This is a genomic window from Nonomuraea sp. NPDC049695 (genome assembly GCF_040674955.1).
Taxonomy (GTDB): domain Bacteria; phylum Actinomycetota; class Actinomycetes; order Streptosporangiales; family Streptosporangiaceae; genus Nonomuraea; species Nonomuraea helvata.
Genome location: NZ_JBFANV010000008.1, coordinates 1 through 21,115 on the forward strand (window position 1 = coordinate 1; position 21,115 = coordinate 21,115).

Below are 21,115 nucleotides of genomic sequence, written 5' to 3' on the forward strand. Positions count from 1 at the left end.
GCCCGATCTACCTGCGCACGGCGGGGGACCTGCTGGCCCCGGCCGCCCGCACAACCGGAGGGGGCTGACCCCGCGCCTCACGGGGTCAGCCCCTCTCCCCAGGACGCGGCCCGCTGACTACGCGGGCAGTCCCCTCGCGTCCGGGGCAGCCGCCTCCGCTAGTCCTTGCAGAGGCAGAACGTGTGCCCGGCCGGGTCCAGGAACACCCGGAAGCTGTCGTCCTCGCTGGGCTGGTGCTCGTGCTTGGTGGCGCCGATCTCGAGCACCTGCTTCTCCGCCCTGTCCATGTCGGTGACCGTCAGGTCGAGGTGGAGCTGCTGAGGCCGTTCGGGATCGGGCCAGGTCGGGGGCCGGAAGTCCGGTGCGCGCTGGAACCCCAGCCGCTTCGGGGAGCCGCCGTCGCTCACCACCGCCCACTCCTCGTCCGCGTACGTGACGGGCCAGTCCAGCACTCGCGAGTAGAACTCGGCCAGGGCCCTCGGATCGGGACAGTCCAGCACGGTGGTGCGGAACTCCGCGATGCCGCTCACTCGATTCACCTCTCAGGGTCGTTTTGCCGGGACAACGTCAGACAAGAATGAATGCCATGGCTGCCAACTCGTTCATGGTGCCGCTGGGCACTCCAGCGCCCGCCTTTGACCTGACCGCCATCAACGGCGGCAGCGTATCGCTCGAAGACCTCAAAGATTCACCCGCCACTCTCGTGGTCTTCCTCTCCAACCACTGCCCGTACGTGCGGCACATCGAGAAAGGCCTCGGCACCCTCGCCGCCGACTACGGCGCCAGGCTGTCGATCGTCGCGATCTGCAGCAACGACAGCGTGACCTACCCGGACGACGATCCGACTCACCTGGCGGAGCAGGCCGCTCGGGCCGGGTTCACGTTCCCGTACCTGCTGGACGACACCCAGGAGGTGGCCAAGGCGTACCGGGCGGCGTGCACGCCGGACTTCTTCCTGTATGACGCGCAGCTCCGGCTCGTCTACCGGGGTGAGTTCGACGGCGCGAGGCCGGGCAACTCGCTGCCGGTGACCGGGGAGTCGCTGCGTGCGGCCATCGACGCCGTGCTCGACGGCCGGCCGGTGCCCGAGGAGCAGAACCCGTCACTGGGCTGCGGCATCAAGTGGAAACCGGGCAACGCACCCGCGTGATCCACGTGCACGCCGTTTCCGTCGGGGCTACTGGCCGGCGGTGGCGATGGCGGACGGGAGCGCGAGCAGCAGTTCGTGCGGCTCGCCGCCCTGCCAGTGGCGGACCAGCCGGTTGCCCGCCTCCCCGGGGTCGAAGCCCTCACAGCCCAGGGGGCCGAAGCAGCCCGCCTGGTCCAGCATGAGGATCAACGGGTCGTCATCGGGGAGCCTGGCCGCGTAGGCGGCGGTGTCGAGGAGAGCCAGGGCCGTCCTGGCGTTGCGGCCCTCGTCCTTGGACTCCACGCGGTCGAGGCGGCGCCATGCCTGGGCACGGAGATACGCGGCGAGCGATTCGGACCTACTCACGACAGACCTTCTTCGATCACGTACAAAGGGCTACGACATCATCACGCAAAGTTACGCGCTTTCGTGGGATGTTTGCCAACTCCAGCCAGTCGGGACCCCGTTCACCACCAGCCATGGGGCACAGGGCATCATTTGTGGCATGAGTGCGTTCGACGACCTGTATGCCGCCAACGCGAAATTTGCCAAGAGGTTCGCAGACTCCGGGCTCACCGGCCGGGCCGCTCGCGGTCTCGCCGTGGTGACCTGCATGGACTCCCGCATCGACCCGCTCGGCCTGCTCGGCCTGAAAGCCGGCGACGCCAAGATCATCCGTAACGCCGGCGCCCGGGTGACGGACGACGTGCTGCGCACCCTGGTGCTGGCCGTCTACGTGCTCGGGGTGGAGCGCGTGCTCGTCATGCCCCATACGGACTGCGGCATGGCCAAGGTCACGGATCCGGACGTGCACGCGCTGACTCAGGAACGCGGGGTGGACACCCGCAGCCTGGAGTTCCACACGGTGCCCGACCAGAACGAGGCGCTCCGCCACGACCTCACCCGGATCAGGTCCACGCCGTTCCTGCCTCAGGGGATGCCGGTGGCGGGCGCCATCTACGACGTCCACACCGGCCGCCTGACACCTGCGCCGTTCTGAGTCAGTTCACGGATGAGAGGTGCCCGGTTGTGGCGGCGGCACAGCACGACCGGGCACGCAAACCACCGCGCCAGAGCCGCCGAGCGGCGCGCCGTGGACCGATTCCCTTGGGAACAACCGCCACACGGCCCTACAGGAGCCCCTGAGGCGTCCGTGCGCGGCCCCCCGCACTCCGGGCGTCCCTGTGGGCCCCCTGACGCCTGTACGTCGTTCCTGGCCTCATGAAGGGTGATGCCCACCCGCTGCCTAGGACGACCGCGCCACTGGTCAAGAGCACCCGGTTCTTCACAAGCGCGCAAAGGCGCCGACCAGCGTCGAGCCCCAGCGGCCCTTACCAGGCGCGCCGGGACCGACAGCCGGGCGGATCGTCAGGCGTCGATGTGGTCGCGGTCCACCTCGGCGGCGCTCTTGACGATGAACTCCCGCCGTGGCGCCACGTCGCTGCCCATCAGCAGGTTGAAGATGGCCTCGGCCTCTTGAACGTCCTCGATGCGGACCCGGCGCAGGATGCGGTGGCGCGGGTCCATGGTCGTCTCGGCCAGCTGGTCGGCGTCCATCTCGCCCAGACCCTTGTAACGCTGCACCGGGTCCTTCCACCGCTTGCCGCGCCGTTCGAGATCCCGCAGCACCTTCTGCAGCTCGCCGTCAGAGTAGCAGTAGATGTACTTCTCCTTGCCCCGCCCGGGGTTGGTCAGCTCGATGCGGTGCAGCGGCGGCACCGCGGCGAACACGCGCCCCGCCTCCACCATCGGCCGCATGTAACGGTGGAAGAGCGTCAGGAGCAGGCAGCGGATGTGCGCGCCGTCGACGTCGGCGTCGGCCATGAGGATGATCTTGCCGTAGCGGGCGGACTCGATGTCGAACGAGCGCCCGGACCCGGCCCCGACCACCTGGATGATGGCGGCGCACTCGGCGTTCTTGAGCATGTCGCTCATGGACGCCTTCTGGACGTTGAGGATCTTGCCCCGGATCGGCAGCAGCGCCTGGAACTCCGAGTCGCGAGCCAGCTTGGCCGTGCCGAGCGCCGAGTCACCCTCGACGATGAACAGCTCGCTCCGGTCCACCGCGTCGTTGCGGCAGTCGACCAGCTTCGCCGGGAGCGCGGAGTTCTCCAGCGCGCTCTTGCGGCGCTGGTTGTCACGGTGCTCGCGGGCCGCGATGCGGGCCTTGGCCGCGGCGACGATCTTCTCCAGAACGGCGCGGAGCGGCTGCTTGTAGCCGCGCGGCGGGTTGGTGAACAGCTCCCTCAGCTCGCGGGAGACCACGTGCGAGACGATGCGGGTGGCCGCCGAGGTGCCGAGCACCTCCTTGGTCTGGCCCTCGAACTGCGGCTCCGGCACCCGGACCGTGACCACGCCGGTCAGGCCCTCGGAGATGTCGTCCTTGGTGACGGGGTCGTCGCCGTTCTTCAGCAGGCGGGTCTCGCGCAGCAACTCGTTGATCGTGCGGACCAGGCCGCGCTCGAAGCCCGTCACGTGGGTGCCGCCCTTGGGGGTGGAGATCACGTTGACGAACGAGCGGACGGTCGACTCGTAGCCCTTGCCCCAGCGGATCGCCACGTCGACGGTGAGCTCGCGCTGCACCTCGGTGGGCGTCATGTGGCCCTGGTCGTCGAGGACCGGCACGGTCTCGTGGAAGTGGCCCTCGCCCTGCAGGCGCAGCACGTCGCAGACGGCCTCGTCGCGGGCCAGGAACTCGGTGAACTCGGAGATGCCGCCGTCGAAGCGGAACTCCTCCTCCACGCGCTCCTCGTGCCTGCTGTCGAAGACCGCGAGGGTCAGGCCGGGCACCAGGAACGCGGTCTGCCGCAGCCGCACGTGGATCTCGTCGAGCGAGACCTCGGCGTCGGGCAGGAAGATCTGCTTGTCGGCCCAGAAGCGCACGCGGGTGCCGGTGGCCTGCTTGGGGCGCGTGTCGCCGATCCGGAGCCCGGACTTCTTCTTGAACTTCGCGGTGGGGCCGGGGCCGTCGAAGACGCCGGGGACGCCGCGGCGAAAGCTGATCTCGTGCACGCGGCCGTCGCGGTCGACCTCGACGTCCACCCGCGAGGACAGGGCGTTGACCACGGAGGCGCCGACGCCGTGGAGGCCGCCGGAGGCGCCGTAGGAGCCGCCGCCGAACTTGCCGCCCGCGTGCAGCTTGGTGTAGACGAGCTCGACCCCGGCCAGGCCGCTCTTGGGCTCGACGTCGACGGGAATGCCCCGGCCGTTGTCGCGCACCTCGATGGAGCCGTCTGGGTAGAGCTCGACCTCGATGCGGTCGCAGTGCCCTGCGAGCGCCTCGTCGACGCCGTTGTCCACGATCTCCCAGAGGCAGTGCATGAGCCCGCGGCTGTCGGTGGACCCGATGTACATGCCGGGCCGCTTGCGAACCGCTTCAAGGCCCTCAAGCACCGACAGGTGACGAGCCGTGTAACCCGCCTCCACTAGCGTCACTCCAGCTCCCCTGGTCTAGGCATCGAACACGTGTGCGTAGCCTACCGTTCTTCCCACACGCGCGCGTACAAGCTTGCCACGCCGACACGTTTGCTGTTACCAACCGGCTGATCGTCATTACTTTGGGACACATTCCGCTCTGGGCGTAGCGAAGGGGCGGTTGGGAACGTCCACGTCCGGTTAGATGTTGTTCCAAGTGACTGACGCCAGATCCTCGCTTCGGCGGGGGTGACCCGAAAGGCGATACGTGACTGGAGCTCTCGCCCCCGTTAAGCCGCTGACGGCCCTCGACCGCTGCGACCGCTGCGGCGCCCAGGCCTACATTCGCGCGACCCTGCCTGTGGGTGGGGAGTTGCTGTTCTGCGCCCATCACGGGCGTCAGCACATTGCAGCGCTGCGCGAAAAGGGCGCCGACATCCTGGACGAGTCGGCTCGACTCAGCGAAACCCCTTCAATTGCCCACAACGACGAGCGCTGAGGCAGCGCTCGTCGTGCTGAGATAACCACATATTGCGTCACACAGAACGGCGACCCCGGCCCACCCGGGGCCGCCGTTCTGTGCGTCCGCATACCAAGAAGCGCTCGGGGGCGGCAGACCGCGCGTGTCAGCGCACCCGGTAGTGATACCGGCCTGCGATCTCCAGGCCCTCGCCGCGATAGAGCGCCTGGGCCGTCAGGTTCGCGGCGGTGGTGACCAGGTAGGCGGACTCAGTGTCCGCATGCCGCACCAGCGCCCGCAGGACCGCACGGGCCAATCCCCGGCGGCGGGCCTGAGGCAGGGTGGCCATGCAGTAGATCCCGAGCGTGTCGCCACGGGACATTCCTGACACACCCGTCCCCGGCGCATTCACCGGATCACCCTGCGGCACGGCGCGCCCGACGGCGAGGGCCACGCCGTCCTCCTCGTACGCCGCGTACCACGCCGGCACCCCCGTGCAGATGCGCTCCGCGTCCTCGAATCCGCTGCGGTACCGGCCGTCCACGGCCCACCACGCCTCCAGCCAGCCCCCCCACGGCCGGTCCTCGATCCTCACCTGGTACGCGGGCGGGCCGGCGGTGGGCGAACCGGCCATGACGACGGTCGGGTCGACCAGCTCGTAGCCTCGCCGTTCCAACTCCTCGTCCAGCCCGGGCGTGGCGTTCAGGCCCAGCGAGAAGACGCAACGCTGCCCGCGCTGCCGGTAGAACGCCTCCGCCGCCTCGATGGCGCCGCCCAGGTCGGCGGGCTCGCCCAGAGCAAGCACGGAGTTGGCCCGCTTGGTCACACCACCGGCATGACGGAACACCCATCCGTCATGGGCGTGCTGCTCGTAGGCGGGCCAGGCCTCATGGACAAGGAGGTCGAAATTCACCCGCGCAGCCTAACCGACCTCCAGGAACCTCCTTGACCAACCGGACCGCAGTCCGATAGCTTCCACAACGACCATAATCGGACCACAGTCCAGTTAATTGGAGTAAACGATGACCGCACTCATCACCCGGGAAGAGCTCAAGGCCGCCATCGACGCCGGCACCGTCACCGTCATCGACGCGCTCGGCGGCGACTACTACGCCAAGCAGCACCTTCCCGGCGCGATCCCGCTGGTGGAGGCCGAGGTCGCCGACCGCGCCGCGGAGCTGCTGCCCGACAGGAACGCCGCGATCGTCACCTACTGCAGCAACCCCGCCTGCAACAACAGCCAGGCTGTCGCCACCCGCCTGGAGGGCCTCGGCTACACCCACGTCCGCAAGTACCGCGAGGGCATCGAGGACTGGGCCGCAGCGGGCCTGCCGCTGGAGGGAGCGGCCACCGCGTAACCGTACGGCGTCGGCATGCGGCGGTGAGAAGCCTCCTACCAGGAGCAATAAGGTAGGGGCGTGCTGATCCTGTTGCCGCCGTCCGAGGGGAAAGCTTCTGAAGGCAGCGGACCGCCCGTCGGCGAGCTGTCTTTCCCCGCCCTCGACAAGGCCCGCAAGCGCGTGCTGAACGCGCTCATCCGGGCTTCCAAGCGCCGCGACGCCCTCGACGTGCTCGGCCTCACACCCGGGCTGGCGGGCGAGCTGGCCAAGAACGCGGCACTCAAGACGGCCCCCACCCTGCCCGCAGCCGGCCTCTACACCGGCGTCCTCTACGACAACCTCGGCCTCGACACCCTCGAGGACGAGCCCAGGAGGCGGGCGGAGGACTCGGTGCTGATCTTCTCCGGCCTGTGGGGCGTGGTGCGGATCACCGACCGCATCCCGCCGTACCGCCTGTCCATGGGCGTGAATCTGCCGCCCATCGGAGGGCTGGCCGCTTTCTGGCGTCCGCTGATCGCCAAGGAGCTGGATCGGGCGCCGGGGCTGGTGGTGGATCTCCGCTCGGCCACGTACGCGGGCGCCTGGCAGGCCGGTGAACGTTCGGTGACGGTACGGGTGTTCCGGGACGGCAAGGTCGTCAGCCACATGGCCAAGGCGACCCGGGGCGAGATCGCCCGAGCCCTCCTACGGCACGACACCGCCCCCGGCACGCCGGACGAGCTGGCCAAGACCCTCGACTCCCTGGGCTACACCGTCAACCTCGCCGCACCCACCCGCGCCAAGCGCCCCTGGACCCTCGACGTCCACGTCACCGAGCCGTCCTGATCCGTTACCGTCCCCGCCAGGCGAGCCCTTCACCGTGGTGGGTGCTCCTTGAGGGAGAACGCTCCTCGATGGCGAGCGCGCCTCGGCGACGGACGCTCCTTGGTGGCGGGCCCTCCTCGGTGACGGACGCTCTCCCGATGGCGGGGCCTTTCGGGGACGGGGGCCTTTCGAGGGCGATGACTGCGCTCGGCTGGGCGGCAATGCGCGCCGGCCACCGCCCACGTTGCGCCGAGCACCGCCGCCCAGCGCCTCACCGACCCGGCGCGGGATGGTGGCTGATGGCTCGGGCATCCGTCGGTCGCGGGACACGACGGTGCGGCACCGGTGCGGACGCACTTGGGGTGCGCTGTGGGAGGGCGCGGGACACCACATCGGCACAGGCGGGACACGCCGGCGGCGCAGGCATGGGCGTCACAACAAGCACAGGCCGGGCCGCCGGCGGCCCGAGCGTGGGCGCCACAACGAGCACAGATGGGAGCGCGGCCCGAGGGGCCGTGGCCACAGTGGGGTGAAAAGCACAGTGGGATGAAAAGCCGCCGCCCCACACCGGAAAGCTCCGGGCGGGGCGGCGGGTGGGGCAGGGGTCAGTCCAAGTAGTCCCGGAGGACCTGGGAGCGCGACGGATGGCGCAGCTTGGACATGGTCTTCGACTCGATCTGGCGGATGCGCTCGCGCGTCACCCCGTAGACCTTGCCGATCTCGTCCAGCGTCTTGGGCTGCCCATCGGTGAGACCGAAGCGCATCGAGACGACGCCCGCCTCCCGCTCCGACAACGTGTCGAGAACGGAGTGCAGCTGCTCCTGGAGCAGCGTGAAGCTGACGGCGTCGGCAGGGACGATGGCCTCGGAGTCCTCGATGAGGTCGCCGAACTCGCTGTCACCCTCCTCACCCAGCGGGGTGTGGAGCGAGATGGGCTCACGGCCGTACTTCTGGACCTCGACGACCTTCTCGGGCGTCATGTCCAGCTCGCGGGCCAGCTCTTCCGGCGTCGGCTCGCGGCCGAGGTCCTGCAGCATCTGCCGCTGGACTCGGGCCAGCTTGTTGATCACTTCGACCATGTGGACCGGGATGCGGATGGTCCGCGCCTGGTCGGCCATGGCACGCGTGATCGCCTGCCGGATCCACCACGTGGCGTAGGTGGAGAACTTGTAGCCCTTGGTGTAGTCGAACTTCTCGACGGCCCTGATCAGGCCCAGGTTGCCTTCCTGGATCAGGTCGAGGAACAGCATGCCGCGCCCGGTGTAGCGCTTGGCCAGCGAGACCACGAGCCGGAGGTTGGCCTCCAGCAGGTGGTTCTTGGCCCGGCGGCCGTCCTCGGCGATCCACTCCAGCTCGGCCTTGACGTCGACCGGCAGGCCGTCGGCCTCCCCGCCGCCCAGCTGCTCCTCGGCGAACAGGCCCGCCTCGATGCGCTTGGCCAGCTCGACCTCCTGCTCGGCGTTGAGCAGGGGGACCTTGCCGATCTGCTTGAGGTAGTCCTTGACCGGGTCGGCCGTGGCGCCGGCGGCGGCGACCTGCGCGACCGGGGCGTCATCGTCGTCGTCGGAGAGGATGAGGACCTCGTCCTCGGTCTTCTGCGCCGCGGCGACGTCGGCGGCCTTGGGCTCGTCGTCGGAGTCGTCGTCGGAGTCGGAGTCACCCTCCTCGGAGTCGCCCTCGGCGACGATCTCCTCGTCGTCGACGTCGATGTCCTCGAGGTCCTCCAGCTCGACGTCGCCGTCGAGCTCGAGGTCCTCGTCGTCGTCCACGTCGCCCCGCGGGGCGTCGGGTGCCTTCGGCTTGGTCTCGGCAGGCCCAGCGCTCTTAGGCTCGGCCTTCTTGGCGGCGGCGGGAGCCGCGGCCTTCTTCGCCGCCGGAGCGGCCTTCTTGGCTGGGGCCGCCTTCTTGGCGGCCGGCTCGGCTTCAGCGGTGCCCACGACCGCGGTCACGGTCTCGGGCTGCTGCTCTTTGGCGGCCGCCGCCGTCTTGGTCTTGACGGGGGCGGCAGTGCGGCGCTTTGCTGGACCACGAGACTTCTTCGGCGCAGCCGAATCCGCGGCGGTCACCACCACGGTCACGCCCTCTTTGCTGAGGTTCCGCAAGAACGCGGCGGCGTGCGACATGGGGATGTCCGCCTCCTCGAAGGCCTGACGAACATCCTCAGACTCGAGGAAACCCTGCGAGCGCCCACGCTCGAGCAGTCGCTGAATGACGGGCTCGTTCAGCTCTTGTGGCTTCGAGCGAGTCGAACTTGCAGGCGACACGAACACCTCTCGAACGAACGCGTGGCGACAATGGACCAAGATGCCCGCTGGGGGGCTGTTGCCTCTCTCGGAGATCGGTGAGGCCGTGCGGACCGCGACGGACCTGCACAGCATTGTGGCACGACCCTGCACTCCATACGGCCACCTCCCGGCGGTTGACCTCCACCCTAGGCCGACCAAGACAGTAGTGCGTACGGAAGCGGGGCACTGATACCCGAAAGCAACCGTTATGACTGTTTCATTCAGTCACTCTTCGTGGCTGGCGGGACGTGTATAGCTAGCGCGGTAACGTCATCATCCTGTTCATATCCAGACAGCATCCGGTCAACCAGGAAGTCCAGCAACATATGCGGACTACTGACCACCTCAGGCGGCGCTTCGGTCACAACACTGCAAAGGTCTGCCAAACCCGCGTCCAATCCGCGCTTCCTGTTCTCCACGAGGCCGTCGGAGTACAGCACAGCGGTATGGCCGGGCGGCACCACGAACCGGAACTGCCTGCGGCTGGTCGGCCAGCCTAGCGGCGTGCCGGGCTCTCCGTCGCTCAGGATCGCCGTGCCCTGGGGCGAGACCAGGACGGGTGGCGGGTGCCCGGCCAGAGCCAGCGTGCCCTCGCCGGTGCCCGGCTCGACGACCATGTAGGCCAGGGTCGTGACCTGCTCTTCCTCCTCCGTGGCCTCGAAGACCCGGTCGAGGCCGGTGAGCACGGCCGCGGGCGGCGGGTTGGTCAGCGCCAGCGCCCGCATGGCGTTGCGGATGCGGCCCATGCCCGCAGCGGCCTTGACGCCCTTGCCCATGACGTCGCCGACGACCGCCGCGACCCGCCCGTCCTGCAGCACGAACGCGTCGTACCAGTCACCGCCGACCTGGACGTGGCGGCTGCCCGAGCGGAATCGCTGGGCCAGCACCAGGCCCTTGACCACGGGCAGGCGGTCGGGCAGCAGGCTGCGCTGGAGCGTCTCGGCGGTGCGGTGCTCGCGCTCGAAGAGCGTGGCCCGCTCGACCGCCAGGGCGCACTGACCGGCCAGCGCCTCCAGGAAGACGCCGTCCTCCTGGGAGATCTTCTGTGGCCTGGTGAAGGAGAATCGGAGCGCTCCCAAGGCCCGCCCTGCGGCCAGCAGCGGCAGGCCCACCCAGGCGCGCTCGTCGCCGTGGGTGAGGAAGCCGGCCAGGACCTCCTCGTCGTCGCCCGCCTCGAGCAGCTGAGCCTTCAGCGACTCGGGCGACTCGGCGAAGACCGGCCTGCGGCTGTTGACCGCCATGGTCATCACGTTGGAGTGGGACAGCGGGATCTCGTCGCCGGTGACCCCGGAGGCCTCCAGGATGCCCTCGCCGTTGATCACCTTGAGCGCCGCGCGGTCGGGGTCGAGCAGCGCCACGGCCGAGCGGTCGGCGGCCAGGGCGGTGCGGCCGACGTCGATGATGACCTGCACCACCTGCTCGACCGTCAGCGCCTCGGCCAGCTGGGCGGTGGCGCCCTGAAGCCTGGCGGTGCGCAGGGCGGCGGCGCCGAGCTGGTCGGTCAGCCTGCCGCGCATCTCCTCGGCCTCGCGCTGCGGCGTGACGTCGGTGTTGGCGCCGACCCACTCGACGACCCTGCCGTGCCTGATGATCGGCACGGCACGCACCTCGAAGTGGCGGTAGCCGCTGGCGCGGGTGCGCACGCGGTAGTTCCACTCGAACATGGTGCGTCCGCGCAGCGCCTCCCGCCACGCCTCCTCGGTCTGCTGGCGCTCGTCGGGGTGGACGACCTCCAGCCAGCCGCTGGCCAGGTATTCCTCCAGGCCCTGGCCGGTGATGGCGCGCCACTGGGGCGCGTCCTCGACGACGGCGCCGGTGGGCGAGGTGATCCAGACCAGCTGCGACTGGGCCTCGACCAGGGAGCGGTAGCGCTCCTCGCTGCGGCGCAGCGCCTCCTCGGTCTGGCGGCTCTCGGTGACGTCCTGCCCGATCAGGGCGACCGCGCGCAGCTCGCCCGCCTCGTCGTGGACCGGCGAGAACGACAACGACCAGTGCCTGGTGTCGCCCTCCACCGACCGCACGCGCACGCGGCTCTCGGTGACCGGCGCGTCGCTCTCGATGACGGCCTGCACGGCGTGGGTGATGATCTGGCTGAGGTCGGCGGCAAGCACCTCGACGGGCTGACGGCCGGCCAGCCGCTCGGCGGGCACGTTGACGACGTCGCTGAACACGTCGTTGGCCCGCTGGATGAGGCCATCGCCGTCGAAGAACGCGAAGGCGAACTCGGCCTCCGACAGCATGCCCTTGAAGAGGGCGGAGTCTGAGATGTCCACATCCGACTCCCGGGGACGGGGAACGGAGGTCTCGGCGCTCATGGTCGGCACCTCCGTCGCGTGCCAGGGTCTCCCACGCGGCACATCTCCATAACTGTGTATCGGCGTAGCGCAGCTCCGGGCGACCGGATCCTGCAGTACATCATCGGCGATGGGCCGGTGCGGACGGAAGCCCCCGCCGCGGCTCGGTCGCCTTTAGGGTCTACGCATCCTGTCAAAGTCGCTCCACATTGCGCAGCAAGATCAGGTTACAGCGCCAGATTGCCGGGAGCCGAGTCCCGGCCACCAACTACTTGGCCGCGCGCTTGGCCTCCTGCTTGGCGGCCCGTACGCGGGCCAGGCTGTCGCCGTCGACCACGTCGGCGACCGATCGGTGTGACCCCTCCTCGCCATAGAGTCCGGCCGCCTCACGCCATCCTGGCGGTTGGACCCCCAACTGCTTCCCCAGCAATGCCAGAAAAATCTGGGCCTTCTGCTTGCCGTATCCTGGCAGGGCCATCAGTCGTTTCAACAGCTCTTTGCCGTCGGCCGCGTCGGCCCACATCTTCTCCGGCCGGCCGTCGTAGTGCTCGACGAGGTAGGCCGCGAGCTGCTGGACCCTGGCCGCCATGGACTTGGGATAGCGGTGGACGGCCGGCTTGCCGGCCAGCAGCGCGGCGAACGCCTCCGGATCGTAAGAGGCGATCTCCCCGGCGGTGAGGTCGTGCCCCAGCCGCTGGGAAATCGTGTACGGACCCGTGAACGCCCACTCCATGGGGATCTGCTGGTCGAGGAGCATGCCGACGAGCAGGGCGAGCGGACTTCTGCCCAGGAGCTCGTCTGCCTCGCTCCGCTGGGCGAGCTGGATGCGCATGGAGACAGCTTCGCATGAATGGACACCTGGTGAAGTGAACACAACCATCGCGGAGCCTTGACACCGGCCCGAGAAAAGGTGAAATGGGAGCGCAAGTCGCCCTGCAGCCATTCCTGGGGGTTTGCCCCTGGGTCTCCAGAGGAATCTCACATCTATGCTCGCTCTGGCCACACGGTTCCTGCGGGAACCGGTCAGTCTCAGGCTGGCCGAAGAGTTCCTGACCGTGCCCGTGGACACGATCGACCGCTGCGTGGCCGACGTGTGCGCGTGTGCGCAGCATCTCGGCGTCTCCGCGACGCCGGAGATCGTGGAGCGCATCGCTCGCGAGCACCTGCTCGCGATCGTCAACTCAGCGCCTCCACCCCGAAGTTCCCGGTAAGACAAAGAAGGCCCGAAAGTTCAGTTAAGTCCCATCCGGAAGTCCCCGATAACATCGGGGTCACCAGGCCGAGTTCTACGCACCGTTTACGCCTGGAATACGAGAGAGTGAGGGCGTGCGCCGACACCGACGAGATCCCCGGGAGAGCACCCCGCCAGACGACGTGTTCAAGGAGATGGTGCAGGCAGCTCGCGAGCTGCTGGCCGTGCGCACCCCGCTTGACGCGGAACTGATGGTCTCCGACATGATCGGCGCCTGGTGGGGCAGGCGGGTCAGGGGCGGCGACGTCGAGCAGGTGCTCGGGGAGGGGCTGGTCGACTATGCCGCCAAGGCCGGCACGCCGGCCTCGCTGACGTTGCTGATCTGCCTGGCCTATCTCGGCACGGCCCGCCAGGGCGCCAAGGCCGAGGGCGCGGCGCTGGCGATGATGGAGTCGGGGGTGGCCAGGCCCGGCTGGGCCGACCGGGTGGGCGCGGTGAAGCCCGCCGGATGCTACGTCTCCCGCGACGCGTACGGCGACCAGGACACGGTGATCTGCACCTTCGCCTACCGCTGGAACGAGGAGTCACTCCCGGCGGACCGCCACGCGCTGGTCATGGTCGTCGACTACAACATGAGCGGCATGGCCCGCGACGCCTGGGTGTCCTCGCAGGTCGACAAGCTGCTGGAGCAGGCCAGGGCCGAGGCGGCGGGCAATCCGCTGCTGCTGTTCGAGGAGATCGAGCCCGACCAGGCCAGGGCGCTGCTGGAGTCGGCCATGAAGGCCACGCGTGAGCCGAAGACGCCGCCGCCCGTCAGCGACAGCTACAGCGCCTACCACGCCTTCGCCAGGGCCAGGCTGAAGGCGCTGCCGCCGGGACGCAAGCGGCCGGCGCCGCGGCACACCGAGGCCCCGTACAGCAAGGAGCGCCGGGCCATGCTGGCGGCGGAGTTCCTGGCGTCCGACGCGGCCGAGCACCTGTCCGACCCCTCGGCGGCCTCGCGCTGCGCCGACCACATCATCGACTACGGCTGCGACCAGGACTTCAGCCGGCCGCTGCGGGTCTCCCCGACCAAGTGCGAAACGTTCCTGCTCGACTGGCTGCCGCGCAAGGTGATGCTGAGCGTGGCCGAGCAGGAGGCCATGCCGCACGTGCTGTCGGCGTGGGTGCGCTTCGCCGCCGCCCGTACGGGCCTGCCCGAGCAGGGGCTCAAGGCCACGCTGGACGCGGTGTGGGAGGCGATCGGCAAGTTCCCCGAGGCCTATCGCGACCCGACGTCGTTCGGTCTCGACCGGCCGCTGCTGGAGCGGCTGCTGCCGGACGGCGACCTGTCGGCGCTGGCCAGGCGGGCCTTCGCGTTCCCGTTCCTGCAGGGCACGCACAACGGGATCGAGCTCGACAAGCTCAACCCGGCCGACGAGGCGGACCGGCGCACGCTGCTCGAGATCGACCACGGCGCCACGATCGACCAGGAGCACCTGGCCTGGCACGAGGAGATCGCCACCCGGCTGTGGGAGGGCGACCCGCCGCAGCTCTGGGAGGCCGCCCAGCGCCTGCTGGACCTCGGCCACGACCGTCACGACGTGCTCCACGTGTTGATCGAGATCGCCGAGCGGATCGGCGACGACCCGGACGAACTGGCGGCCGCGCTCGACGACATCGCCGACATTCCCGACGAAATCTAGGTACGGACCGGCCGATCGGCCTTGAGCACGGGGAACTCCGTCGTTGTTCGCCACGCCGGGAGAGGCGCCGAGATAGCCTCTACTGCCATGGTGATCGACCTCAACGCCGACCTGGGCGAAGGCTTCGGGATCTGGCGGCTCGGCGACGACCTCGCGCTGCTCGACATCGTCACGAGCGCCAACGTGGCCTGCGGCTTCCACGCGGGCGACCCCGTGACGATCAGGCGCACGTGCGCGGCGGCGGTCGACCGCGGGGTGACGATCGGGGCGCAGGTGTCCTACCGCGACCTGGCGCACTTCGGGCGCAGGGAGATGGACGTCGAGCCGGAGGAGCTCTGCGCCGAGGTGCTCTACCAGATCGCGGCGGTCGACGGCATCGCCAGGGCGATGGGCGGCCGGGTCTCCTACGTCAAGCCGCACGGCGCGCTCTACAACCGGATCTGCCGCGACGAGGTGCAGGCCGCGGCGGTGATCGACGCGGTGGCCGACTACGAGCCCTCGCTGCCGGTGCTCACGCTGCCCGGTTCGGCGGTGCACGCGGTGGCGGCGGCCGCGGGCGTCCCGACGGTGAGCGAGGCGTTCGCCGACCGGGCGTACACCCCCGAGGGCACGCTGGTGCCGCGCAGGGAGCCGGGCGCGGTCGTCCACGACGCCGCCGCCGTGGCCGACCGTGCCCGCCAGATGGCCGTGGAAGGCTCCGTGACGGCCGTCGACGGCAGCCGGGTACCGATTTCCGCCCGTTCCATCTGCGTCCACGGAGACACGCCTGACGCCGTCCGGCTGGCACAGGGGGTGCGGGACGCGTTGCTGAAGGCCGGAGTGGTCCTGCAGGCGTTCGCGTGATCCGTACGGCCGGGGAGCACGGGCTGCTCGTGGAGACCGGGTCGCTGGAGCTCTCGCACCGGCTGGACGCGGCGCTGCGGGCCGATCGGCCCGCGGGGATCGTCGAGATCGTGCCGGGGCCCGAGACCGTGCTCGTCCTGGCTCCAGGAGCGGATCAGGGGCGGTTGCGTACGCGTCTGGCGGACGTCGTGGAGCGGGAGCGCGGCAAGGGCGGCGCGGCGGCGGCCGAGGGGGCGGCCGTGACGATTCCCGTCGTCTATGACGGGGCGGATCTCGATTCCGTCGCGGCGCTGGCGGGCATCTCGGTGGACGAGGTGATCTCCCGGCATTCGGGGCGCGAGCTGGTGGTGGGGTGGCTGGGGTTCGCCCCGGGGTTCGCCTATCTGACGGGGCTCGACCCGGTGCTGGAGATGCCCAGGCTGGACACGCCGCGCACGTCGGTGCCCGCCGGGTCGGTGGCGGTGGCGGGGCCGTACTCCGCGGTCTACCCGACCGCCTCGCCGGGCGGGTGGCGGTTGCTCGGGCGCACGTCCGTGCGGGTGTGGGACGTGACGGCCGACCTGCCCTCCCTGTTCAGGCCGGGCATGCGCGTGCGGTTCGAGCCGGCATGATCGAGGTACTGGCGCCCGGTCCGTACGCGACCGTCCAGGACCTGGGGCGGCCCGGTTTCGCCCATTTGGGGGTGCCCCGTTCGGGAGCGGCCGACGCGAGGAGTCTGCGGCTGGCCAACAGGCTCGTGGGCAACGCGGAGGGGCTGGCCGGGATCGAGCTGACGCTGGGGATGGCGCGGCTGCTGTTCCACGACGGCGCCTGGGTGGCACTCGCGGGCGCGCCCCTGGACACCGCTGCGGGGATGGGGGCGCCGTTCTGGGTGCCGTCCGGAGCGGAGCTGCGGCTCGGCATGCCCGCCTGGGGGCTGCGCACCTACCTGGCCGTGCGCGGCGGGATCGCGGTCGAGCCGGTGCTGGGCAGCCGCTCCACCGACTCCCTGTCCGGGCTGGGGCCCGAGCCGCTGCGGGCGGGCACGCTGCTGCCCGTCGGCCCGCCGGAAGGCGAGATCTCCGTCGATCTGGCGCCGCCGCCCGAGCCCGGACCCGCCGTGCTGCGGGTGACGCCCGGGCCGCGTGACGACTGGTTCGCGCCGGACGCGCTGGGCGTGCTGTGCGCGCGGCCGTACACCGTGAGCCAGGACAGCAACCGCGTCGGGGTGCGCCTCGGCGGCGCCGAGCTGGTCAGGGCCAGGGAGGGCGAGCTGCCGAGCGAGGGCATGGTCACGGGGGCGATCCAGGTGCCGCCGAGCGGGCAGCCGATCGTCTTCCTCGCCGACCACCCGCCGACCGGCGGCTATCCGGTGATCGGCGTCGTGCGCGAGGCCGACCTGCCGGTCGCCGCACAGCTCAGGCCGGGCGACGAGGTGCGGTTCACAGCTCGACCTGGCCGGTGACGCAGGTCACGACGGAGCCGCTCACCCACACGTTCCCCTCCTCGTCGGTGGAGATGTGCACCCGTCCGGCACGGTCGAGCACCGTGCCCTGGCTCGCCACGTACGGGGCCTTGGCCCGGCCCGTGCGCAGCAGCCACTGCGCCAGAGAGGCGTTGAGGCTGCCCGTCACGGGGTCCTCGATGGTGGAGCCGTGCGCGTGCGTGAACGCCCGCACCTCGAAGTCGTACGGCGACCCCTCGGGGTACGGGCCCGCAACGCCCAGGAAGTTGGGGACCAGGCCGGGCCGCAGCGCGAGCACCGACTCGGCGTCCGCGAGGAGCACCGCGATCCAGCCGGGCCCGTTGTCGGCCCACTCCACGTCCACGATGTCGTCGCGCTTGATCCGCAAGGACTCGGCGATCTTCTCGACCAGCGGCTCCTCCACGGGTCCCGACCTCACGAGGGGCGGCGCCTGGAACGCCAGCCCGCCCTGGGTCCTGCGCACCCGCACCAGCCCGGCCCCGCACTCCTGGACGATCTCTCCCTCCTCGTGCGGCACTCCCCCGGCTTCCAGCCAGGCGTGACAGGTGCCCAGCGTCGGGTGCCCCGCGAAGGGCAGCTCGACGGACGCGGTGAAGATCCGCACCCGGTAGTCCGCCTCGGGTGTGCTCGGGGGCAGCAGGAAGGTGGTCTCGGCCAGGTTCGTCCACGAGGCGAACCGCTGCATCTCCTCGGCCGTCAGGCCCTCGCCGTCGAGCACGACCGCGAGCGCGTTTCCCTGGTACGGGGTGGCGGTGAAGACGTCCACCTCGGTAAATGGGCGCAACATACCTGGAGTCTCGCAGACAGGTCTTTTCCCACCGGCACGGCGCCCCCAGACTGGACGGTGTGGCGGACTTTGACGTTGTGGTCCTGGGTTCCGGGCCAGGTGGGCAGAAGGCCGCGATCGCGGCGGCGAAGCTCGGCAGGCGCGTCGCGGTGGTCGAGAAACAGCACATGCTCGGCGGCGTGTGCATCAACACGGGAACGATCCCCTCGAAGACCCTCCGCGAGGCCGTCCTCTATCTCACCGGGCTCAACCAGCGGGAGCTGTACGGCGCCAGCTACCGCGTCAAGGACGAGATCACGGTCACCGACCTCGGGATGCGCACCCAGCACGTGATCGGCCGGGAGATCCAGGTCATCCGCAGCCAGCTCGCCCGCAACCACGTGACCGTGTTACAGGGCACCGGCCGCTTCCTGGACCCGCACACCGTCGGGATCACGCATGAGGAGGGCAAGACCGAGGAGACGAAGATCACCGCCGAGAAGATCGTGATCGCCACCGGCACGTCGCCCGCCCGTCCCGACAGCGTCGAATTCGACGACAGGACGATCATCGACTCCGACGCGATCCTCCATCTCGACCGGATCCCCGAGACGCTCGTCGTGGTGGGGGCCGGGGTCATCGGCATCGAGTACGCCTCCATGTTCGCCGCGCTCGGGACCAAGGTGACGGTGGTGGAGCGGCGCGACCGCATGCTGGAGTTCTGCGACCTGGAGATCGTGGAAGCGCTGAAGTACCACCTGCGCGACCTGGCCGTGACGTTCCGCTTCGGGGAGAACGTGGCCGCGGTCGAGCGCCGCCCGGGCGGGGCGCTGACCCTGCTGGAGAGCGGCAAGAAGATCCCCGCCGACTGCGTCATGTACTCGGCCGGACGGCAGGGCAAGACCGCCGAGCTGTGCCTGGATGCCGCCGGCCTGGCCGCCGACGCCCGCGGCCGGATCACGGTGGACACGCACTACGCGACCGAGGTGCCGCACATCTACGCCGTGGGCGACGTGATCGGCTTCCCCGCGCTGGCGGCCACCTCCATGGAGCAGGGTAGGCTCGCCGCGCAGCACGCGTGCGGCGAGCCTGTCGACGACATGCACGAGCTGCCGCCCATCGGGATCTACACCATTCCCGAGATCAGCTTCGTCGGACGGTCGGAGGACGAGCTGACCCGGGACAAGGTGCCGTTCGAGGTGGGCATCTCGCGGTACCGGGAGCTGGCCAGGGGCCAGATCATCGGCGACTCGTACGGGATGCTCAAGCTGCTCGTCTCCCCCGAGGACCGGCGGTTGCTGGGCGTCCACGTGTTCGGCACGGGGGCGACGGAGCTCGTGCACATCGGTCAGACGGTCATGGGGTGCGGCGGGACCATCGACTACCTGGTCAACGCGGTGTTCAACTATCCGACGCTGGCGGAGTCGTACAAGGTGGCCGCGCTGGACGCGATGAACAAGATGCGGGTGGTCGCCCGGCTCACCTCGGGCATGTGATCAAGTTCTATAGGGTCCACTTCTGGTTGGCGGCGCCCGTGCAGGTCCAGATCTGCAGGCGGGTGCCGTCGGCGCTGGAGCTGCCCGTGACGTCGAGGCACTTGTTCGCGGCCGGGTTCACCAGATCCCTGCCCGAGGTGTAGGTCCACTGCTGGTTGGCGCCGCCGGAACAGCTCCAGAGCTGGAGCCTGCTGCCGTCGGCGGTGCCGCGGTCCACCACGTCCAGGCACTTGCCGAGCGCGCGCAGCGTGCCGTCGCCGGGGCGGGTCCACTGCTGGGCGGCGGAGCCGTTGCAGGTGTAGAGCTGCACGGCGGTGCCGTCGGCGGAGCTGCCGCCGGCCACGTCCACGCACTTGCCCGCCAGGCCTGTGATGGCGCCGCCCGGGCTGCCGCCCGGCGTGCCCGACCAGGTGAAGGTGGCGGTGGTACGGGCCGGCAGCGCGTACACGAACGACTGGTCGCCCCAGTTGACCCTGACCGACTGGGCCGAGGTCCCGCCGTTGTGGGCGATCAGGGCCTTGGAGCCGTCGGGGTTGCGCCAGGCGACGTTCTGGATCGTGGAGTTGGCGGTGGAGTCGATCCGGTACGCCCCCGGCTTGACGAACTTGGTGAGGTGGCCGGTCGTGTAGTACTCGATCGTGTAGTCCACCTGGCCGGCGCGCGAGCCGCCCTCCTGGACCGTGATCAGGCCGGTGCAGGTGCCGCAGCCGCCGTTGTGCGGGCCCATGGACTGGTTGACCCCCAGGCTCCACTTGACCACGCTGCGGCTCCAGTTGCGGGTGTAGGTAACGATGTCGGCCATGTCCTCGTTGTGCTGGTTGCCGATCCAGGTGCCGCCGGAGTGCTCGGTGCTGAACATGGGCACCGACGGGTACTGGCCGTGCACCTGGCTGCCGACCGAGGGGTCGCCGGAGTAGCCGTGCCAGGCGATGCCGCCGAACAGCGGGTCGCCGCGCAGCGCCGAGTCGGCCAGGATGGGGCCGCCGATCTGGCCGTAGTCACCGTAGTTCCAGTCGTGTACGAGCACCTTTGTGTTGATCCCGGCGGCGCGGAAGGCCGGGTAGACGAAGTTCTTGGTGAGCTCGGTCAGGCCGGAGGCGTTCCAGTTCATGCCGGGATAGTCCATGGCGGTCGGGTTGGACGCCTGGCAGCAGTTGGGCTCGTTCTGGACCGAGAGGTAGTCCACCGGGACCCCGGCCGCCTGGTAGCTCTGGATGTACTTGACGAAGTACTGGGCGTACGTGCCGTAGTGCTCCCACTTCAGCCAGCCCATGTGGTCCATCCGGCCGTTGTCCTTCATCCAGCCGGGGGCGCTCCACGGCACGGCCATGACCAGCAGCGCGGGATTGAGCTGCTTGGCCTGGACGGTCAGCAGGCGGACGTCGGTGTCGTAGCCGTTGGCGCCGAAGTCGCCGAGGTCGCAGCAGGTGTCGTCGAGCGAGACCATGCCGGGGTGCGACAGGTCCGAGGCGCCGATCGGGTTGCGGACGAACGACAGGCCGATCCCGTCCGTGGGCGAGAACAGCTTGCGCATGACCGCGTCGCGCGTGGCCGCGGTGACGGGGCCGCCGCGCAGCAGGTAAGCGGTCGTGTCCGTGATCGACGCGCCGGCGCCCTCGAACTGCTGGTACGTGGTGCCCTCGTTGACGGTGATCGTCTGGTTGGCGGTGCCGCCGGCCGGGCCGAAGGCGATCGGGGTCTGCTGCTGGAGGCCGCGGGTGACGCTCCGGCCACCCGAGTCGGAGGTGGTGGTGAGCCAGACGTTCACCGGCTCGCCGGCGGCGTGGGCCGGGATCGGCACGGCCAGCCCTAAGAGGATCGCGCAGGCGAGCGTGAGTATTCGGGACACGGCTCTGCTTCCCTTCCGGGCGGGGGGTGATGCCCTTGAAACAAATGAAACAATAAAGAAACTTTCTTTTAGGTCAGCACGGGCAAAGAGCCG

Annotated in this window: 20 protein-coding genes; 11 read left to right on the top strand and 9 right to left on the bottom strand. The window is 69.8% G+C overall.

The window, feature by feature from the left end:
* Window positions 1-158: 158 nt before the first annotated feature.
* Entirely contained in the window at window positions 159-530 is a 372-nt protein-coding gene (locus tag AB0J64_RS09680; protein WP_364023344.1) for a VOC family protein, read from the bottom strand.
* Window positions 531-586: 56 nt separating this feature from the next.
* Here AB0J64_RS09680 and AB0J64_RS09685 point away from each other — a divergent pair, with 56 nt between their 5' ends.
* On the top strand, window positions 587-1,150 hold the full coding sequence (locus AB0J64_RS09685; protein ID WP_364023347.1) for a thioredoxin family protein: 564 nt from the start codon (window positions 587-589) through the stop codon (window positions 1,148-1,150).
* Window positions 1,151-1,177: 27 nt separating this feature from the next.
* Here AB0J64_RS09685 and AB0J64_RS09690 read toward each other — a convergent pair whose 3' ends face one another.
* On the bottom strand, window positions 1,178-1,495 hold the full coding sequence (locus tag AB0J64_RS09690; RefSeq protein ID WP_364023349.1) for a hypothetical protein: 318 nt from the start codon (window positions 1,493-1,495) through the stop codon (window positions 1,178-1,180).
* A gap of 139 nt (window positions 1,496-1,634) precedes the next feature.
* Here AB0J64_RS09690 and AB0J64_RS09695 point away from each other — a divergent pair, with 139 nt between their 5' ends.
* Window positions 1,635-2,129 carry a carbonic anhydrase gene (locus AB0J64_RS09695; protein WP_364023351.1) on the top strand — a complete coding sequence of 165 codons (495 nt, stop codon included), beginning with the start codon at window positions 1,635-1,637 and terminating at the stop codon, window positions 2,127-2,129.
* Window positions 2,130-2,497: 368 nt separating this feature from the next.
* Here the strand turns inward: AB0J64_RS09695 and AB0J64_RS09700 are convergent, their stop codons facing one another.
* Window positions 2,498-4,564 carry a DNA topoisomerase IV subunit B gene (locus AB0J64_RS09700; protein WP_364023353.1) on the bottom strand — a complete coding sequence of 689 codons (2,067 nt, stop codon included), beginning with the start codon at window positions 4,562-4,564 and terminating at the stop codon, window positions 2,498-2,500.
* Window positions 4,565-4,811: 247 nt separating this feature from the next.
* Between AB0J64_RS09700 and AB0J64_RS09705 the strand changes: the two genes are divergently transcribed.
* The gene (locus tag AB0J64_RS09705) at window positions 4,812-5,042 is read left to right on the top strand and encodes a hypothetical protein (RefSeq protein WP_357600707.1); all 231 of its coding nucleotides are present in this window, start codon (window positions 4,812-4,814) and stop codon (window positions 5,040-5,042) included.
* A gap of 127 nt (window positions 5,043-5,169) precedes the next feature.
* Here the strand turns inward: AB0J64_RS09705 and AB0J64_RS09710 are convergent, their stop codons facing one another.
* Window positions 5,170-5,916 carry a GNAT family N-acetyltransferase gene (locus tag AB0J64_RS09710; RefSeq protein WP_364023356.1) on the bottom strand — a complete coding sequence of 249 codons (747 nt, stop codon included), beginning with the start codon at window positions 5,914-5,916 and terminating at the stop codon, window positions 5,170-5,172.
* 109 nt (window positions 5,917-6,025) lie between these two features.
* Here AB0J64_RS09710 and AB0J64_RS09715 point away from each other — a divergent pair, with 109 nt between their 5' ends.
* Window positions 6,026-6,361, top strand: coding sequence for a rhodanese-like domain-containing protein (locus AB0J64_RS09715; RefSeq protein ID WP_364023359.1), 336 nt, complete (start codon window positions 6,026-6,028; stop codon window positions 6,359-6,361).
* Window positions 6,362-6,421: 60 nt separating this feature from the next.
* Window positions 6,422-7,168: a peroxide stress protein YaaA gene (locus AB0J64_RS09720; RefSeq protein WP_364023361.1), complete on the top strand. Its 747-nt coding sequence runs from the start codon at window positions 6,422-6,424 to the stop codon at window positions 7,166-7,168.
* A 584-nt stretch (window positions 7,169-7,752) separates the two neighbouring features.
* Here the strand turns inward: AB0J64_RS09720 and AB0J64_RS09725 are convergent.
* The 3 genes from AB0J64_RS09725 to AB0J64_RS09735 all read right to left on the bottom strand — a co-directional run bounded on the left by AB0J64_RS09725 (window position 7,753) and on the right by AB0J64_RS09735 (window position 12,558).
* Window positions 7,753-9,411 (bottom strand): RNA polymerase sigma factor, encoded by a 1,659-nt coding sequence (locus tag AB0J64_RS09725; protein WP_364023364.1) that lies wholly within the window; start codon window positions 9,409-9,411, stop codon window positions 7,753-7,755.
* A 242-nt stretch (window positions 9,412-9,653) separates the two neighbouring features.
* Entirely contained in the window at window positions 9,654-11,747 is a 2,094-nt protein-coding gene (locus AB0J64_RS09730) for a SpoIIE family protein phosphatase (RefSeq protein ID WP_364023367.1), read from the bottom strand.
* A 247-nt stretch (window positions 11,748-11,994) separates the two neighbouring features.
* Complete coding sequence (locus AB0J64_RS09735; RefSeq protein WP_344989161.1) at window positions 11,995-12,558, bottom strand: HhH-GPD-type base excision DNA repair protein; 564 nt, start codon at window positions 12,556-12,558, stop codon at window positions 11,995-11,997.
* A 154-nt stretch (window positions 12,559-12,712) separates the two neighbouring features.
* Here AB0J64_RS09735 and AB0J64_RS09740 point away from each other — a divergent pair, with 154 nt between their 5' ends.
* The 5 genes from AB0J64_RS09740 (at window position 12,713) to AB0J64_RS09760 (ending at window position 16,890) form a co-directional block, all read left to right on the top strand.
* Window positions 12,713-12,937 carry a hypothetical protein gene (locus tag AB0J64_RS09740; RefSeq protein ID WP_185078019.1) on the top strand — a complete coding sequence of 75 codons (225 nt, stop codon included), beginning with the start codon at window positions 12,713-12,715 and terminating at the stop codon, window positions 12,935-12,937.
* Between the two features lie 175 nt (window positions 12,938-13,112).
* Complete coding sequence (locus AB0J64_RS09745; RefSeq protein ID WP_364023848.1) at window positions 13,113-14,603, top strand: hypothetical protein; 1,491 nt, start codon at window positions 13,113-13,115, stop codon at window positions 14,601-14,603.
* Window positions 14,604-14,690: 87 nt separating this feature from the next.
* On the top strand, window positions 14,691-15,446 hold the full coding sequence (locus AB0J64_RS09750; RefSeq protein ID WP_364023370.1) for a 5-oxoprolinase subunit PxpA: 756 nt from the start codon (window positions 14,691-14,693) through the stop codon (window positions 15,444-15,446).
* Entirely contained in the window at window positions 15,443-16,057 is a 615-nt protein-coding gene (locus AB0J64_RS09755) for an allophanate hydrolase subunit 1 (RefSeq protein ID WP_364023373.1), read from the top strand. The genes AB0J64_RS09750 and AB0J64_RS09755 overlap by 4 nt, the downstream gene beginning before the upstream one ends.
* Entirely contained in the window at window positions 16,054-16,890 is an 837-nt protein-coding gene (locus AB0J64_RS09760; protein ID WP_364023376.1) for a biotin-dependent carboxyltransferase family protein, read from the top strand. The genes AB0J64_RS09755 and AB0J64_RS09760 overlap by 4 nt, the downstream gene beginning before the upstream one ends.
* On the opposite strand, the gene AB0J64_RS09765 is transcribed toward AB0J64_RS09760, so the two are convergent.
* Window positions 16,868-17,698, bottom strand: coding sequence for a PhzF family phenazine biosynthesis protein (locus tag AB0J64_RS09765; protein WP_364023379.1), 831 nt, complete (start codon window positions 17,696-17,698; stop codon window positions 16,868-16,870). The two genes, AB0J64_RS09760 and AB0J64_RS09765, sit on opposite strands and share 23 nt — an antisense overlap.
* A 59-nt stretch (window positions 17,699-17,757) precedes the next feature.
* Here AB0J64_RS09765 and sthA point away from each other — a divergent pair, with 59 nt between their 5' ends.
* A complete protein-coding gene (sthA, locus tag AB0J64_RS09770) occupies window positions 17,758-19,173 on the top strand; it encodes a Si-specific NAD(P)(+) transhydrogenase (RefSeq protein ID WP_364023382.1) in 1,416 nt (471 codons plus the stop codon).
* Between the two features lie 7 nt (window positions 19,174-19,180).
* Here sthA and AB0J64_RS09775 read toward each other — a convergent pair whose 3' ends face one another.
* Complete coding sequence (locus AB0J64_RS09775; protein ID WP_364023385.1) at window positions 19,181-21,022, bottom strand: ricin-type beta-trefoil lectin domain protein; 1,842 nt, start codon at window positions 21,020-21,022, stop codon at window positions 19,181-19,183.
* Window positions 21,023-21,115: the final 93 nt, after the last annotated feature.